Here is a 13,775-nt window from a genome sequence, read left to right as displayed (position 1 = left end):
GCACAGGTGCCGGCACCGCCGCATTGCCGTGACTGCGGGTAGAACCCACGGCGACAGAGCATGAAAAAGGCCCCTGCCGGACGCGGTCGACCGTCGTCCCAGCCCTCGTCGCCGCCGGCCTCGATCTTGCATGACGGTCTGCCGACGGAGTCGGCAGACCGTTTCCGTTTCCGTGGTTGATGGTGGGCAACCCGGTGGCCCGGCCGACGTGCTGGGTGGGCGCCGGATTCCACTGCTCCGGGCGGGTGGTGCTGTCGTCGGGACGGGGGAAGGACTCCAGACGTGACAGCGACGTGGCCGGCGGCGGTGTCCGAGCCCGCGTTGCCGGGCCTGGGCAGGGCTGCGGCGGATTCCCCCGTGCCGCCGGGACCGTGGTCGACGAACCCCGTCAGCGGATGGTGGCCGTAGGTCTTCTTCCAGGCCGGGGCAGCCTCCTGCTTCTCCGCATGGGCGACGACCGGGACACCGTTCCGGTCCACGGCCACCTCCCCGCCCGAGGTCGGACCTTGCGGGGCCGTGGACGGCCAGGACCGTCGTAGCCGGAACCTCCACTCGACACTCAGGGCATGCGGGGACCGTCGTGGAAGGTGCCGACCTGGGCGTTCGGGCGAGCCAAGCTGCCGGTGCCTGAGGTTGACCGCGACCGTCCGTCGGTCCCCGCACGAGCAGGGGTGTTCCGCCGACGGACAGCTCAGGCGCGCTGCCGGAGCGGTGGTCCCTGCACGAGCGGAGGTGAGCCCAGGCCGCGGCGGACGCGGGCGGGGCGGGGGTGAGCCGGTCGGCCGGTACCGGTTTCTCCCCCGGCCGGCGCCGGTCGGCGGTCGGCGGGCGGGCCAGAGGGGGCCGGGTGCAGACGGCGATGATCAGCCAGGTCCACCGGCCGGCGGTCCCCGGGGGGCGGACCTTGAGGCAAGTCCAGCCCAGGGGCTGTCGTCAAAGTGTCACGTCCACATCAGCAGCGCGGCCAGGGTGGCGGCTGCCCGGTAGGACTCGGTGGTCTTGTCGTAGCAGGTGGCGATGCCGCGCCACTGCTTGAGCCGGTTGAAACAGCGCTCGACGACATTGCGCCGCTGGTAGATCTCGCGGTCGAAGACCGGTGGCCGGCCACCGCGGCTGCCGCGCCGGGCCCGGTTGCGGGCCCGCTCGGGGAGCGTGTGCGGGATGGCCCGCCGCCGCGGCCGGGTGCGGATCGCCTTCGAGTTGTAGCCCTTGCCGCCGATGACACGGTCTGGCCGGGTGCCCCGGATCGCTTCCAGCACCGTGGTGAACCGGGTGCCGTCGCCCGTGGTGCCGCCGGTGACCACCAGGGCGAGCGGGCGCCCGAAGCCGTCACAGGCCAGATGAATCGTGCCGGTCAGGCCGCCTCGCGAGCGTCCGAGGGCCTGGCGCCCCCTTTTCGGGCTCCGGCCGCGTGGTGGTGAGCCCGCACGGTCGTGGAGTCGACCGGCACCGGCCAGTCGATGTCTCCGGCCGCGTCTGCCCGGGCCTGCGCGGCTCGGAGCATCCGGTCGGAGGTGCCGTCCAGCGCCCACCGGCGGAAGCGGGTGTGGAGCGTGCCCCAGGAGCCGTAGCGCTCGGGCACGTCCCGCCGGGCCACCCCGGTGCGGAACGTCCACGCGATCCCGTTGGGCACCATCCGGTCATCCGACCGCTTACGCCCCCGTGAGGACCGGGGCAGCAGCGGCCGGACGAACTCCCGTTCGGCGGCGGGCAGTTCATGGCGGCGTATCACCCGACCATGATCCACCACTCAAGATCACCACGTGCCGACAGGCCCTGGGGCCGCACCGGGGACGCAGAGCCGTCAGAGCGGGTTGAGGCGGGCCTTGAGCAGGCAGAACTCATTGCCTTCAGGGTCGGCCAGGACATGCCACTGCTCCTCTCCCGTCTGGCCGATGTCGGCCGGGCGCGCCCCGAGCTTCAGGAGGCGTTCGAGTTCGGCGTCCTGATCGCGGTCGGTGGCGTTGACGTCGATGTGCAGCCGGGACTTTCCCGGCTCAGGCTCGTCCCTGCGGCTGAGGATGATCGTCGGCTGCGGGCCGCCGAACCCTTCGCGCGGCCCGATCTCGATGCAGTCGTCCCCTTCCCGGTCGAGCACGACGAAGTCCAGGACCTCGCACCAGAACCGCGCCAGCACCTCGGGGTCGCGGCAACCGAGCACGAGCTCACTGATACGACACGCCATTGACGAAACCTACTCTCAACATGGGGACGGTTGCGGTGACCGCGCGGAACTCTTGGGCTCCCCGTAGTGGCAATCATCGAGACCGTACCGGGTGAAGCGAGCGTGCGAAAAGGGTTTCCGGGGGCGTCGCCCCGCCCGGCCGGGCTGCCGGGCGAGGACCGTAGGCCGCCCAGGGGGCAGACGGGAACGTGACGACAGTCCCTGGTGCGGTCGGCCCCACACCCCGGCCCGGGACCAGGCCATGAAGCGGCGGTGGACCTGGAGATCCGAAGCACGGCGGCAGGGCCCGCCAGGTACAGCCACCCACCAGCACGTGGGTGATCGCTGCGCACACCTCCTCATCGGGAATGTTCTGCGGCTGCTGCCCCGCGGCCGCGCCTTCGCCGGCGGGAGCAGCGGCTCCGCGAGTTCCCACAAACCGTCCGGAACGATCCATTCCCGCCGGTTGCTGCCCCTGCCCGGCTCAGCGAGCCGACCACCACAGGGGACACGCTCTCGGTCAGCCGGTGCGCTGCCGGGCGGCCGGCACGGCGCGGGCACGTGTGGGCCCGGTCCGGATCGGCGTGTTCCGGGTCGGGCCGTGGTTCGGCGTGTGGTCGGCTCGCGGTGGTGGAGAGGTTTCCGGGTCCGTAGGCGCCGCCCCGGTCGTGGAGGATGACGCCGAGTCGGTTGGTCGTTTTGATCATGATGATCAGGGATGTCGGTGCCGCCGCCCTGCCGGACCGAGCGTCCCTGCCCTACACCGCCGCCGCGTCTGCGGCCGGGGTCGGCCGCGTGCTCCGGTCGGCCTGCTCGGGCCGCGTCGGCGGCACGGCCTGAAGGTGCTGGGCAGCCTCGTCCGCGGTGTAGGAGGCGGCGAAGGTGAACGCACGCGGGGACGGCCCGTGCGCCCGCAGGTCCGCCAGCCGCTCCAGGGCCTCACCGACGGTCGGGAGGTGGCCGGCGGGGACCCACCAGAGCACCAGGTGGGCCTCGACGTGCCGCTCGAACCACTCGCGGCGTCGCCGCATCACCTCCAGGTGCCCGCTGCGGTAGGTGAAGTCCCACAGGGCCTCCCGGGTCTCCCACACCGTCAGGTTGACGATGACGTTCTCGCCCGCCGGGCGCAGGCCGGTGGCGTCGGCCGTCCCCTCCTCCACCAGCCGCCACACGAAGCCGGGCGCGCCGTCGGCGGCGGCATTGATCGGGTCGAGCATCTCGACGAACGGCGCCATGCGCGGGTCGTCGAGGGGGTGGCGGAGCGTGGCGACGTTGAGCTGGGCGAGGTGGGCGGCATGCGCGGATGCGGTCATGGCCTCATCCCAGCACGACCCTCTTTTCTATGTCAATCGCTATTGTTTTTAGAAGCTTCGAGCACCACGCAGCACTCCCCCGGCCGGGCGTCCATGCGAACTCGGACGGGACCGTCCGCACCGAACAGCCCCTCCAGCAGCGCGAGATTCATGCCGCAGACGAGCGGCGGGAAGCGCTCCGCGACGGCATGAAAGGGGCAGTTGCGCATACGGACGACACGTGCCGCTGCTCCGGTCGTCTCCTCGGTGCCTTCGGCGCCCTGGACGCCCTCGGCGCCTTCCAGATGCGGTTCGTAGCCACGGGCGGCCAGCATCTCCACGGCCTCTTCGAGGCCGCCGCAGGGCGCCGCCGAGCCGCGCAGAGCCTCACCCCGGCGGCGCGCGGCCGCACAGAGCTCGGCGTCCAGCCCGGCCTGCTCGGCAGCCTCGGCGAGCAGCTCGGCGGCGGTTCGGTAGTCGCGGGCGGGCAGCGACACCGCCCGCTCGACCCGCGCCCGCGTGTACACCTTGGCGGGGCGACCCGCTCCCGGCCCCGAGCGGCCCGTCAGGCGGCGGCTGCCGCTCTCCAGCAGCCCGGCCTCCGTCAGCCTGTCCAGATGGTGCGCAGCGAGCGTGCGCGCCACGCCGACCGCCTCGGCGGCCTCATTGCGGCCGACCTCACGGCCCTGCGCCGCCACGTACTCGTACAGGCGGCGCCGCACCGGATCCTGCAACACCGCGATCGCATCGATGTCCTCCACCCGGCCATTCTAGGAACAACACAGATTGGAGATAGAAAGGCGGAACCCGGTCCCGACCAGGCGCTGCCCTGCCGGTCATGCGCGGAACCGGAGTCGGATCGCTGCCGCGGCGGTCGTGTCGTGGAAGGCATGGGCCCGCCTGCCGTACCGCGTGGCGATGGCGGCGGAAGCCGGGCACACCGGTTCTCGGGCCGGGCGGACACCGCGCGATACCGGGGCTGGTGGCACTCCGGGACCGGCCGGGTCGGCGGGTTTCTGCCACCGACCGCCGGCAGGGACCTGCCGGAAGCGGAAGATCACACCCCAGTGCGCCGACCGGTCACCGGGTGATCGGCCGACAGGCCCGGGCCGGACGGATGGTGGAGGAGGTCGCTGACGCATCCGGCCGGGCAGCCCAGGGTTCGGTCCAGCCGGTCCGCAGGACGGCTCCGCTATCCGGCCGGACCTCCCTGAGGTGTGCTCCTGGAGCCGCCGACTCCGGGCACGCGGAAGGCCCTGCCCCGGGCAGAGACCGGGACAGGGCCTTCCATCGAGCGCCGGGCAGGCCTTGCACCTGCATCTCCCCGCAGGAAGCGGGGCGTCTTTCCTTGGACCACCAACGCGCGGCACACCGCCCGTAATTCGGCGGCGCATCCAAGATCCAGTGTAGCGCAGCCACGCCATCGGCGGTGCACAGCACATCGCCCCAAGCCCCTCGGCCACCTGTCTCTGGCGGCCCATGTCTCGCACCGCAACACCAGGTTGGGAACGAGGGACCGGTTTGCCCGCCACACCCGGTCTGAGGAAGTGAGCAGTCATCCGGTCTTGAAGGGCTCCTTCTTCCGGTCACACGCCCGGTACACCCCATAGAGCCTGCGGCGAATGCAGCCCGCCGGCCCTCGCACCAGGCATCCCGGCGCCGTCCGCGCCTCCGCGACTGCCCCGCCCACCGGTCACTGGCCGGCACCGGTCGCCCCTGTCCATGCCGGATGCCCTCACCGCCACGGCCCGTGCCCCGGCGCCAGGCTGGACCGGTGCGGGTGGTGCGCACGCCGGTCATCCTCGTGGTACGGGTACGGTGCGCCGTCGTCGCGGAAGCACACCTCCTGCAGGCCCTCGGCGACCGCAACCTGAAACTGAGTGCCCGGGGCACCGACGGGCCGCGTAGACGGGCGGGAGGTGCTGGGTGATCCGCAGGCTCCGGCCGAGGCCGCTCGATCCGGCCCTTGACGTACCGCTCGACGGTGCGCTGGGAGACACCCGGCAACCGCGCGACCGCCCGGGTGGTCTTCTCGGTCCTGACCGGGAACCGCATCTGCGTGGCGGCGGTCTTCGGGCCCGGGCGGGTGAACGTCCGTTGGTCGTCTGTCTCCAAGGCGTCGCCGGTGATGCCCACGTCCTGCTGCTCCTTTTCGTGATCGTCCGTGCCGGCTGCGTTCACGGCTTCGAGCAGCGTCTGCTCATGGCTTCGGGAGGCGGCCGGGGGTGGCGGCGTTCGGATCGTTCGTGAGTTCCGGCAGCACAGGGTGCGGCAAGGTGTCTCGGACAGCCCGGCACAGCAGCACGGCGATGCGGCTTCACCCGGCACTCTCTGAGCCGATGTGGGCGAGCACCCTGGCGGCGCCGTCCTCCGCGGCGATCCCGCGGGCGAGTTCGGCCGCGCGGCGGCGGTGGGCCGGCTCGGACAGGCAGGCCGTGATCGCGGCGGCGAGGGCTTCGGCGGTGAGGTCCTGGAACGGCAGAGGCCGGGGGGCAACTCCCAGCTCGTACAGCCGAGACGCCCAGAACGGCTGGTCGGCCATGACGGGAACGGGCACGGCGGGCACGCCGGCCCGCAGTCCGGCTGCGGTGGTGCCCGCCCCGGCGTGGTGGACGACGGCGGCGGTGCGCGGGAACAACCAGTCGTGCGGGACGTCGCCGATGGCCAGGACGTCGGCGCCGCAGCCGCTCAGTTCGGCCCACCCGGCCTGCACCACCGCGCGTACCCCTGCCCGCTTCACCGCCGCGGCCACCAGCTCGCTGAGCCGTTCCCCCTGCCCCGGTGCCATACTGCCGAACCCGAGGAACACCGGCGGCGGACCGGCCCGGAGGAAGTCGACCAGTTCGGCCGGGGGCTGCCAGCCGTCCGGCCGCGCGGGCCACCAGTAGCCCGCCACCTCGGCCCGGGACGGCCAGTCCCCGGGGCGCGGCACCACCAGCGGGCTGAAGCCGTGGAAGACCGGCCGGACGTCCACCGGTGCCGCCGACCCGCCGATGGGCAGCCCGAGGCGGGCCCGCAGCCGGGTGACGGCGCCCGCGAAGACCCCTTCCGCGCGCCTGAGCACATCCCGGCCCGCGGCGAGGTTGCCCTCCGGCCCCAGGTCCTCGGTGCTCCGCGCGTTGGGCAGCGGGAACTCTCCGGTGGCGAAGGACGGTGCGAGGTAGGTGCCGATGACGGGGACGCCGAACGCTTCGCCGGCCGTCCGGCTGAGCGGTGCCGGGCCGAAGGCGGTGAGCAGCAGGTCGGCTCCGCCCGCCACGGCCTCCGCCACCCCGTCGGCGAGCCCGTCCGCGTACGCCCTCGTCAGCGCCTGGATCTCCTCCCGGGACGTCGCCCGGGCCCAGTCCCGGATCAGCCCCTGCGGGTCTCCCGGCACGGGCCGGTAGTCGAGACCGCACCCGCCGACGAGTGCCTCGAAAGCCGGATGAGCGGCCACGGCGACCTGATGGCCCGCGTCCAGCAGGCGCCGCCCCAGGCCCGTGAAGGGCGCGACATCTCCCCGTGAGCCGGCGGTGATGATCAGAATCCGCATGGAGCGGTCCTCCTCGGCGAACGCCGCCCGGTCACCGTCGCCGGCCGAGGGGATTCCTCAGCGCACTTGACTGCTGCAACTCCGGGCGTATGTGCTGTCGTTACTCATGGACATCGAACACCGCCACGTCGGCGTGCTGCTCGAAGCCGCGTACATCCGCTGCCGGAACCCGGGCTCCGGCACGACTTTCGTGGTGGTGTCCCGGGGGCCGGCCTCGGGAGGCCGAACGGGCTGGTGACTCCCCGGAAGCTGAGCATCGAGCTCGGTGGCCGAAGCGTCCTTCCGGGTGACCGTTCATGGCGTCTTGCCCGCGCCGTCACGCATGTCGGGTCACTGGTCTACGGCCACAGCAGTTGCTTGGTCCACCCGGCGTCGGAAGCCCGGTAGAAGAGACGGGTGTGTCGCCGTTGTCTGTCGCCCTGCCAGAACTCGACCGTCTCGGGGCGCAGCGAGTACAGCGTCCAGCCCGGGGCCACGAGAGTGGGCTCGCGCTCGATCCGTGCGAGAGACGCCGTGACGGCATCGTCGCGTTCGGCCAGAGTGGTGAGGGGCTGGGACTGCCGACCGAGCATGGCTTCCGCGCGGGCACCTTTGCCGCGCGCCAGGAAGTCCGCCGCGCTCCGTTCGCGGTCCTCGGGCTCGACCGGGCCTCTTATCCGCACCTGACGGGCCAGCGGCGCCCAGTAGAAGGTCAGGGCCGCGTACGGGCGCGCGGCGAGGTCGCGTCCCTTTGGGCTGCCGGCGTCCGAGGCGAACTGCCAGCCGCCCGGACCCACGTCCTTCAGGATGAGGACCCGCGCGCTCGGGTCACCGTTCGAGTCCGCCGTCGACAACGTCATGGCGTGCGGCTCCCGCACCCCTGCCCGTATCGCATCCAGCAGCCACTCGGTGAAGAGCTCGACCGGACACTCCGGCGCCGCCGAGGGATCGAAGTCAGGCAGCTCACCTGCGAAAACCTCAAGTTCCCGGAGCAATCGACGCACATCAGCACCACTGGCCACGTTCACTCCCTCATGTGTGCTCAGCAGATGTGAACCTACCTGCCAGGCACGCCCGGGGTGTCTGCGTCGGCCGAGCACCGCCACGGAGCACTCCGGCAAGGAGCTGTCCGCGGTGCCCGTACGGGCACCGCGGCTCCGGCCCGAGCCGAGGCCGTCCTGCCCGAGTCCGGCCCTGGTCACCACAGAAGGTGAGCCGGAACCCGTTCTCGTGGACGAGAGGGGACTGGAGCAGGTGGAGAGCGGGCATGGGCCCCTCCCGGGATTCCCTGTCCACCCCTTCGTGCGGGTCGTCTCCGAAAAGCGGTGAGGGCTCGCTGGGCCTGCCGGCGGACCCGCTCTGCGGGTTCGTCTCCCCTGTCATCGGGGTCGGTGATCGGGGTGGGCCGGCAGCACGGCACGGTCTCGGCGGTGCCTGGGCGCGGGGCGGCGGCGTCCAGGCACCGCTCGTGGCCTTCGGGACGGTCCGCAGCCAGGGCGAGGAGCCGGGCGGCGGCTTCGGCGTCCTTGGCGTCGGCGGTTCCCAGCGGCAACCGTGTCCGGGTGGTTCGCCTGGTGACGGCGCGGCGTCCCGTCACCTGCCAGCCGTACGGCTCCGGGACGACGGCGTGCTCCGGGCGCTCCTGCGCGGTGCGGGACCGCCCGGGCCCGGTGGGGCGGCTCGGTTCAGGACCCGGTCTGCGCCGCCTCCGGCCTGCGCAGGCGCGGACGTGGCCGACCGTGCCCTGACGGCTTCACGCGGCGGGTGGACCGGTCATCGTCCGGTGGGCGTGTCCTGGAGCCGGTCGAGGCGGGCTTCGAGGGCTTCCACCCGGCGGAGGAGCGCCTGGACGGCGGTGAGGAGGACGCCGTTGGCGTCGACGAGGGGGATGGTGTGCCCGTCGGCGGACAGGCCGATGATCGCCTGCCAGTCCTGGGCCATGGGGCCGAGGTGGCGGACGTGGTCGGGTTCCCAGTGGTAGCGCCAGGTACTGATCGGGAGTGCGGCGACGGCCTGGAGGATCTGGTGTCCGTTGACCGGCTCCTGCGGGTCTCCGCCGTGCGGCGGGGACCCGCAGGAGGGGTGGGCGTGCCGGGTCATCGGCTCCAGTCCACCGCGAGGATGTTCCGCTTCAGCGTCCGGTCGCTGAGGAGGCCACCGAGCGGGCCGCTGAGAGGGCCGCCGAGGAGGCCACCGAGGAGGCTGGCGGTGTCCTGGCACTCCTGGGCCTGGGCGGCGGGGGCGGCGAGCCGGTCGGCGTTGTCGCGGATGCGTTCGGCCAGCGGGGCAGCGGACTCGGTGAGTTCGGCGGGCTGGTCAGGGGCGGGGCTGGTGCTGGGCATGGGTCAGGATTCCTTCCATCAGATCGATCTTGCTGGTTCGGCAGAAAGTGGTCTCAGTGGCGTCCAGGCGGCCGGTCTCGAAGTACTTGTTGGCCACCTGTCCACCGCGGCAGTACGCGAAGTACTCGCAGTGGTCGCGGCAGGCGTGCACCCCATCGAGGGCCTCGGCCACCCAGGGCACGCTCGTGGCCTCGGCCACCAGGCGGGCCAGCGGGGTGTGCAGCACGTTGCCGGTGGCGAAGGAGCCGTGTTCGGGATGGGTGAAGCCGGCCAGTTCCGGGCCGATCGGGACCACGTCCCCGTTGTGGCAGACCATCGGCAGCGGCGGCAGTTCCCGCGCCGCGCGCCGGAGGGCGTGGCCGGCCAGTTCGGCGCGGATGTAGCTGTAGGCCTGGTCCAGCTCCCGTACCCGTACGGCGGGGTCGGCCTGCCAGCAGGCGGCCAGTTCGGCCCAGAACGCCACCACCTGACCGCCCGGGCGCTGCCCGGGGAGGGTGTGGACGCCCTTGCGCTCGGCCAGATTCACCCCCAGGGAGCGGCAGCCGGTCTCCCGCGCGAAGCCGTACAGCTCCCGCGCCGCCTGCGGGGTGGGATCGTTCACCACGGCGATCATGCCGAAGTCGATGCCCGCGGCGCGCAGCCGGGCCGCGCCGCGCAGGGCGCCGGCGGTGCTGTCCTTGCCGCCGCGGTCCTTGCGTGCGGCGTTCGCCGGACCGGGGCCGTCGATGCTGATGTCCACGGCCACCGGCCAGGAGGCGAACAGCTCGCACCAGGCGTCGTCGATGAGGGTGGCGTTGGTCTGTACGGCGTGCACCACCGGATGCAGTCCTTCGGGCACATCGGTGGTGAAGCGCTCCAGCAGGCGGCGGAAGTGGGGCAGACCGACGGCCAGGGGCTCCCCGCCATGCCACACCACGTGCACCGGATGCGACCGGGCCCAGGTGTGCACGCCTGCGGCGACGGCGTCGGCCACCTGCACCGGCATCCGCTTGGCCACCGCACGCTCGGGCAGATAGCAGTAGGCGCAGTCCAGGTTGCACAGGGTCGTCGGCTGCACCAGGACCGTCCTCGCGGTCGCGGCCAGCCGCATCCGCGGCAGTTCCTGACCGCTGATCCCGGCCGCCGCATCCTGCTTCGCCATCTGCTCACGCATACCGCGACAATGACACAGAATCAGGCAAAATGCCCCGCAGCACGCCAAGGAGGTGACAACCGGACACACGTACGGCGCTTTCCGCTCACCAGCCGGCCGGACTCCACCAGGACAGCACCGCCGTCGCGGACGGACCGCGACCGCCCCGCCGGACTCGGCAGCGCATCCGTTCCCGAAGGTTCTCTTGTTTTCACCGCTCTGCCCCCGAATATGCCTTATCGGCGCAGGCGACGATCCGCGCGCCCCGGGCCGCGCTCCAGGCGATCAGTTCGTGCGAGGTCCCGGCGGTCTCCATCACCGGACGGCGGTCGGCGGGCGGAGCGTTCCCGCCCGTGCAGGGCGGCTGCGGCGAGGGCCGCGCGGCCGCGGTGCGGCGGCCCGCGCAGCACCCTGCCTCGCCGGGCGACCGGGGTGGACAAGCCCGCCTCGCCGACGGGCCGACCCGCCCCGGGGCGGCTCGCCCGCCCGGTCCGCGAGGCCGGGCAGGCCGGTTCCGTGTGGGTGTTCAACGCCGTGCGGCTCCTCCCGTCTGCGGGTGCTCGCCCGGGCGGGGGGCTGCTGGGGGTGCCGGGCCGGTTGGCGGCCGCGGCGAGCAGACGTCTGATCCGGTGGGCGACATCAAGGCCGGTCCCGTCGGCAACGCTTCTGGCCACCATCTGGTACCGCTGGTACCGTGGGTACCATGTCGGATGCCAAGGCGATGAATCTGCGTTTCCCCGATCCGGAGCAGCGGGCCGCCATCGCGGCGGCCGCCCGGGAGGCGGGGGTCAGCATGCAGGAGTACATCCTGTCGGCCGCCTACGACCGCGCCACCGCCGTCGAACGGCGCTTCCTGGACGGCTTCAAGGCGTCGATGGCCCGCAGCGGCGCGGCGTTCGCCGCCGAGCCCGGCACCATCGACCCCTCCGCCGAGCAGCGGGCCGCCGAGCTGGCCGCCCGGCGCGAGTTGGAACAGCCCGAGCAGCCGGGACGGGGCCACGCCGCGTGAACCAGCCCGACCCGATCCACCGGCTGGACGTCCCCTTCCTGCTGCACGCCGCCGAGCTGCTCGACGGCGATCCCCAGGTCGACGACCTGGGGCCGCTGTATGCCGCGGTCGCCCGCGTCAATGCCCGGGCCCTGGAACGCGACGTCTACGGCTCGCTGTACCTCAAGGCCGGCGCGCTGCTGCAGACCCTGGCCAAGCTGCCCTGCCTGGAACACTCCAACGAGGCCTTCGCCTGGCACTCGACCGAGGCCTACCTCGCTCTCCACGGGTACCGGCTGGACTACCCGCCCAAGGCGGCCGTCGCCCTGGTGCGCGACGCGGCCTCCGGTGCGCTCGGGGTGGCCGGGATCGCCCGCCAACTGCGCGCCTGGACCACCACCGCCTGATCCGCCCGGCCGCGGCCCGAGCCGGCACCGCAGGCGCCGAGCCCCGCCGGACCCGCGGAGGCTCGGGGTCACCAGTACCCGGTGCTGTCGCGCCAGGTGCCATCCTCGCTGGACAGCGGCTCCCTCTGCCGCTCGGTCACTACCGCACCGAATGTCGGACCGAGCGCAGCCGGCCCCCGCCCGGCCATACCGGGCCGGGGCCGGCCTTCTCCTGGGCCGCCGCCGTGGCCTGCCCGCCGGGTGCCGGCCCAGCACATCCGGGCGCAGCAGCCTGCTGCGGAAGCTCTCCTTCACGCCTCTCCCCGGCGCCTTGTCAGCGCAGTCGGCGCAGATACGGGTACCACGTCGAGGCCCGGTTCGCCGCCCTGCGCCGCTTCGCCCCCGGCAGCGCCGACCACCCCACCCGCCAGGCCCGGAGCAGCATGATCCGCCGCTACGTCATCCGGCGGAACCGGCACATCGCCGATATTCGCTTGCGCACCCTCGTCACGTGCGCCACCGTCGCCCGACACCGAACGGAGGCAGGGAAGATGACCACCCATCCCCATCCCGTCGACCACGAGCTCATCCGGGCCGCAGCCCACGTCGCGCGCACCCGGTGCCGCGGCGACAACCACACCATGGCGGCCGCGGCCCGCGCCTGTGACGGCCGGATCGTCACCGCGGTGAACGCCTACCACTTCACGGGAGGCCCCTGCGCCGAACTGGTCCTCATCGGCGCGGCGGCTGCCCAGGGCGCCTACGAGCTGGACACGATCGTCGCCGTCGGTGACCGCGACCGCGGGGTCGTTCCCCCGTGCGGCCGGTGCCGTCAGGTCCTTCTCGACTACTTCCCCGCCCTGAAGGTCATCGTCGGCGCAGGCGACCGGTTGCGAACCGTTCCCATCACCGGCCTGCTTCCCGAAGGCTATGTCTGGGCCGACCACCAACTCGACACCGGGCAAGCCACGCCACTCGGCACGAGCTGACGCCGGGCAGCAACAGGGGGAACGGTGCTCGATGCGGCACCGAGGCCCCGGATTCGGTGCCCGTGCCGCGCCGGAGTGCCGGGGCTGTCGTCAACCGGCCCGGTCCGTCGGCCGGCCGAGTTCGGCGAGGAGCAGGTGGTCGCCCGCCCCGGAGGACATGCCGGCATAGCCGTCGCGGATGTGCAGCAGGTGTGCCTCGGCCGCGTCGAGGCCGCCGGAGCGGCGGGCGCCGAGGGCGAGTCCCAACTCGGAGTGGATCCCGCCTTACTTGCAGCCCTGTTCGGCGGCGATACGGCGCGCCTGCTCGTGCAGGTCACGGCCCCGGTCCCAGTCGTGGGCGAGCAGCGCGAGCCGGCCGAGCCCGGACGGTCGCGCCGGCACCTCCGCCCGAAGGCCCGGCTCTCGTGCCATGTGAGGCCCTTCGTGCTGCAGGCGGGCCGCCTCCTCGTACTCGCCCTTGATCCCGGCGAGCGCGGCGAACGGGGAGACGGTCTGCAACTCGCCCCAGCAGTCCCCAGTTCACCGGAAGGGGCGGCGCTGCGTTGCCCGTCGCGGCCGAGCCCGTCGAGATCGCCGCGGACCAAGGCGAGCGTCCGCGCATTCAACTCCTCGGCGGTGGCGGTCCCACCCGCGCTGAACAGGCCGTAGGCGCACAGTCAGAGGGCACGGGCACGGCGTACGGGGTCGGGTACGGCATCGGCGTCGGCGTCCGCGAGGATGGTGGCCCCGGGGTGGTCGCCGGTGAGGAACGCGAAGGCGGCGTGCGGGAAGGCGAGTTCGGGGGCGGTGTTGCGGGATGCCGACGTGGCGGCGATGACGGCCGGCAGGCTGCCCCAGGCCTCGGTGAGGCGACCGCGCAGGAGTCGCCACCAGGACAGTGCGGTGGCGAGCCGGACAGCTTCTTCGGCCTGGCCCGCGGCGGCTCGGCGTACCGCCTCGCCGAGTGCCGCGCGCAGGTTGCCGGCCTCGGC

At 73.0% G+C, this 13,775-nt stretch carries 11 protein-coding genes and 4 pseudogenes; 3 read left to right on the top strand and 12 right to left on the bottom strand.

Going from position 1 to position 13,775, the window contains the following annotated elements; translation table 11 throughout:
* Positions 1-290 precede the first annotated feature (290 nt).
* The 11 genes and pseudogenes from VE546_RS04150 to amcB all read right to left on the bottom strand — a co-directional run.
* A pseudogene (locus VE546_RS04150) lies at positions 291-503 on the bottom strand (IS1380 family transposase); the annotation flags it as partial.
* A gap of 438 nt (positions 504-941) precedes the next feature.
* Positions 942-1,732, bottom strand: a pseudogene (locus tag VE546_RS04140) (IS5 family transposase).
* A 72-nt stretch (positions 1,733-1,804) separates the two neighbouring features.
* On the bottom strand, positions 1,805-2,185 hold the full coding sequence (locus VE546_RS04135; RefSeq protein ID WP_111004697.1) for a VOC family protein: 381 nt from the start codon (positions 2,183-2,185) through the stop codon (positions 1,805-1,807).
* A 186-nt stretch (positions 2,186-2,371) separates the two neighbouring features.
* A pseudogene (locus VE546_RS04130) lies at positions 2,372-2,617 on the bottom strand (transposase); the annotation flags it as partial.
* Between the two features lie 305 nt (positions 2,618-2,922).
* Positions 2,923-3,477: a DUF3291 domain-containing protein gene (locus VE546_RS04125; protein ID WP_324918453.1), complete on the bottom strand. Its 555-nt coding sequence runs from the start codon at positions 3,475-3,477 to the stop codon at positions 2,923-2,925.
* A gap of 32 nt (positions 3,478-3,509) precedes the next feature.
* Positions 3,510-4,217 (bottom strand): helix-turn-helix transcriptional regulator, encoded by a 708-nt coding sequence (locus tag VE546_RS04120; protein ID WP_324918450.1) that lies wholly within the window; start codon positions 4,215-4,217, stop codon positions 3,510-3,512.
* Positions 4,218-5,773: 1,556 nt separating this feature from the next.
* A complete protein-coding gene (locus tag VE546_RS04115) occupies positions 5,774-6,988 on the bottom strand; it encodes a glycosyltransferase (protein WP_324918447.1) in 1,215 nt (404 codons plus the stop codon).
* A 338-nt stretch (positions 6,989-7,326) separates the two neighbouring features.
* Complete coding sequence (locus tag VE546_RS04110; RefSeq protein ID WP_324918444.1) at positions 7,327-7,995, bottom strand: pyridoxal 5'-phosphate synthase; 669 nt, start codon at positions 7,993-7,995, stop codon at positions 7,327-7,329.
* Between the two features lie 745 nt (positions 7,996-8,740).
* Positions 8,741-9,067 (bottom strand): tail fiber domain-containing protein, encoded by a 327-nt coding sequence (locus VE546_RS04105; RefSeq protein ID WP_324918442.1) that lies wholly within the window; start codon positions 9,065-9,067, stop codon positions 8,741-8,743.
* Positions 9,064-9,309, bottom strand: a complete 246-nt coding sequence (locus VE546_RS04100) for a hypothetical protein (RefSeq protein WP_324918439.1) — start codon at positions 9,307-9,309, stop codon at positions 9,064-9,066. The genes VE546_RS04105 and VE546_RS04100 overlap by 4 nt, the downstream gene beginning before the upstream one ends.
* Complete coding sequence (gene amcB, locus VE546_RS04095) at positions 9,284-10,450, bottom strand: cyclophane-forming radical SAM peptide maturase AmcB (RefSeq protein ID WP_324918436.1); 1,167 nt, start codon at positions 10,448-10,450, stop codon at positions 9,284-9,286. The genes VE546_RS04100 and amcB overlap by 26 nt, the downstream gene beginning before the upstream one ends.
* A 694-nt stretch (positions 10,451-11,144) precedes the next feature.
* On the opposite strand from amcB, the gene VE546_RS04090 reads away from it, so the two are divergent.
* From VE546_RS04090 to VE546_RS04080, 3 genes are all read left to right on the top strand, one after another.
* Positions 11,145-11,450: a DUF1778 domain-containing protein gene (locus tag VE546_RS04090; protein WP_324918433.1), complete on the top strand. Its 306-nt coding sequence runs from the start codon at positions 11,145-11,147 to the stop codon at positions 11,448-11,450.
* Positions 11,447-11,836: a fic family toxin-antitoxin system, toxin component gene (locus tag VE546_RS04085; protein WP_324918430.1), complete on the top strand. Its 390-nt coding sequence runs from the start codon at positions 11,447-11,449 to the stop codon at positions 11,834-11,836. Before VE546_RS04090 ends, VE546_RS04085 begins: the two co-directional genes overlap by 4 nt.
* Positions 11,837-12,366: 530 nt before the next feature.
* Complete coding sequence (locus tag VE546_RS04080; protein WP_324918505.1) at positions 12,367-12,804, top strand: cytidine deaminase; 438 nt, start codon at positions 12,367-12,369, stop codon at positions 12,802-12,804.
* A gap of 114 nt (positions 12,805-12,918) precedes the next feature.
* On the opposite strand, the pseudogene VE546_RS04075 reads toward VE546_RS04080, so the two are convergent.
* Positions 12,919-13,775, bottom strand: a pseudogene (locus VE546_RS04075) (AfsR/SARP family transcriptional regulator); the annotation flags it as partial.

The organism is Streptomyces sp. (genome assembly GCF_035644915.1).
Classification (GTDB): domain Bacteria; phylum Actinomycetota; class Actinomycetes; order Streptomycetales; family Streptomycetaceae; genus Streptomyces.
The sequence above is the reverse complement of the archived record's forward strand: the minus strand, read 5'-3'. Positions and strand labels throughout refer to the sequence as shown.

Excerpts from the sequence above, each read along its gene's own strand:
- VE546_RS04080 (WP_324918505.1), top strand. The coding sequence starts at position 12,367 with ATGACCACCCATCCCCATCCCGTCGACCACGAGCTCATCCGGGCCGCA.
- VE546_RS04105 (WP_324918442.1), bottom strand. The coding sequence starts at position 9,067 with ATGACCCGGCACGCCCACCCCTCCTGCGGGTCCCCGCCGCACGGCGGA.
- VE546_RS04100 (WP_324918439.1), bottom strand. The coding sequence starts at position 9,309 with ATGCCCAGCACCAGCCCCGCCCCTGACCAGCCCGCCGAACTCACCGAG.
- VE546_RS04135 (WP_111004697.1), bottom strand. The coding sequence starts at position 2,185 with ATGGCGTGTCGTATCAGTGAGCTCGTGCTCGGTTGCCGCGACCCCGAG.
- VE546_RS04115 (WP_324918447.1), bottom strand. The coding sequence starts at position 6,988 with ATGCGGATTCTGATCATCACCGCCGGCTCACGGGGAGATGTCGCGCCC.
- amcB (WP_324918436.1), bottom strand. The coding sequence starts at position 10,450 with ATGGCGAAGCAGGATGCGGCGGCCGGGATCAGCGGTCAGGAACTGCCG.
- VE546_RS04125 (WP_324918453.1), bottom strand. The coding sequence starts at position 3,477 with ATGACCGCATCCGCGCATGCCGCCCACCTCGCCCAGCTCAACGTCGCC.
- VE546_RS04090 (WP_324918433.1), top strand. The coding sequence starts at position 11,145 with ATGTCGGATGCCAAGGCGATGAATCTGCGTTTCCCCGATCCGGAGCAG.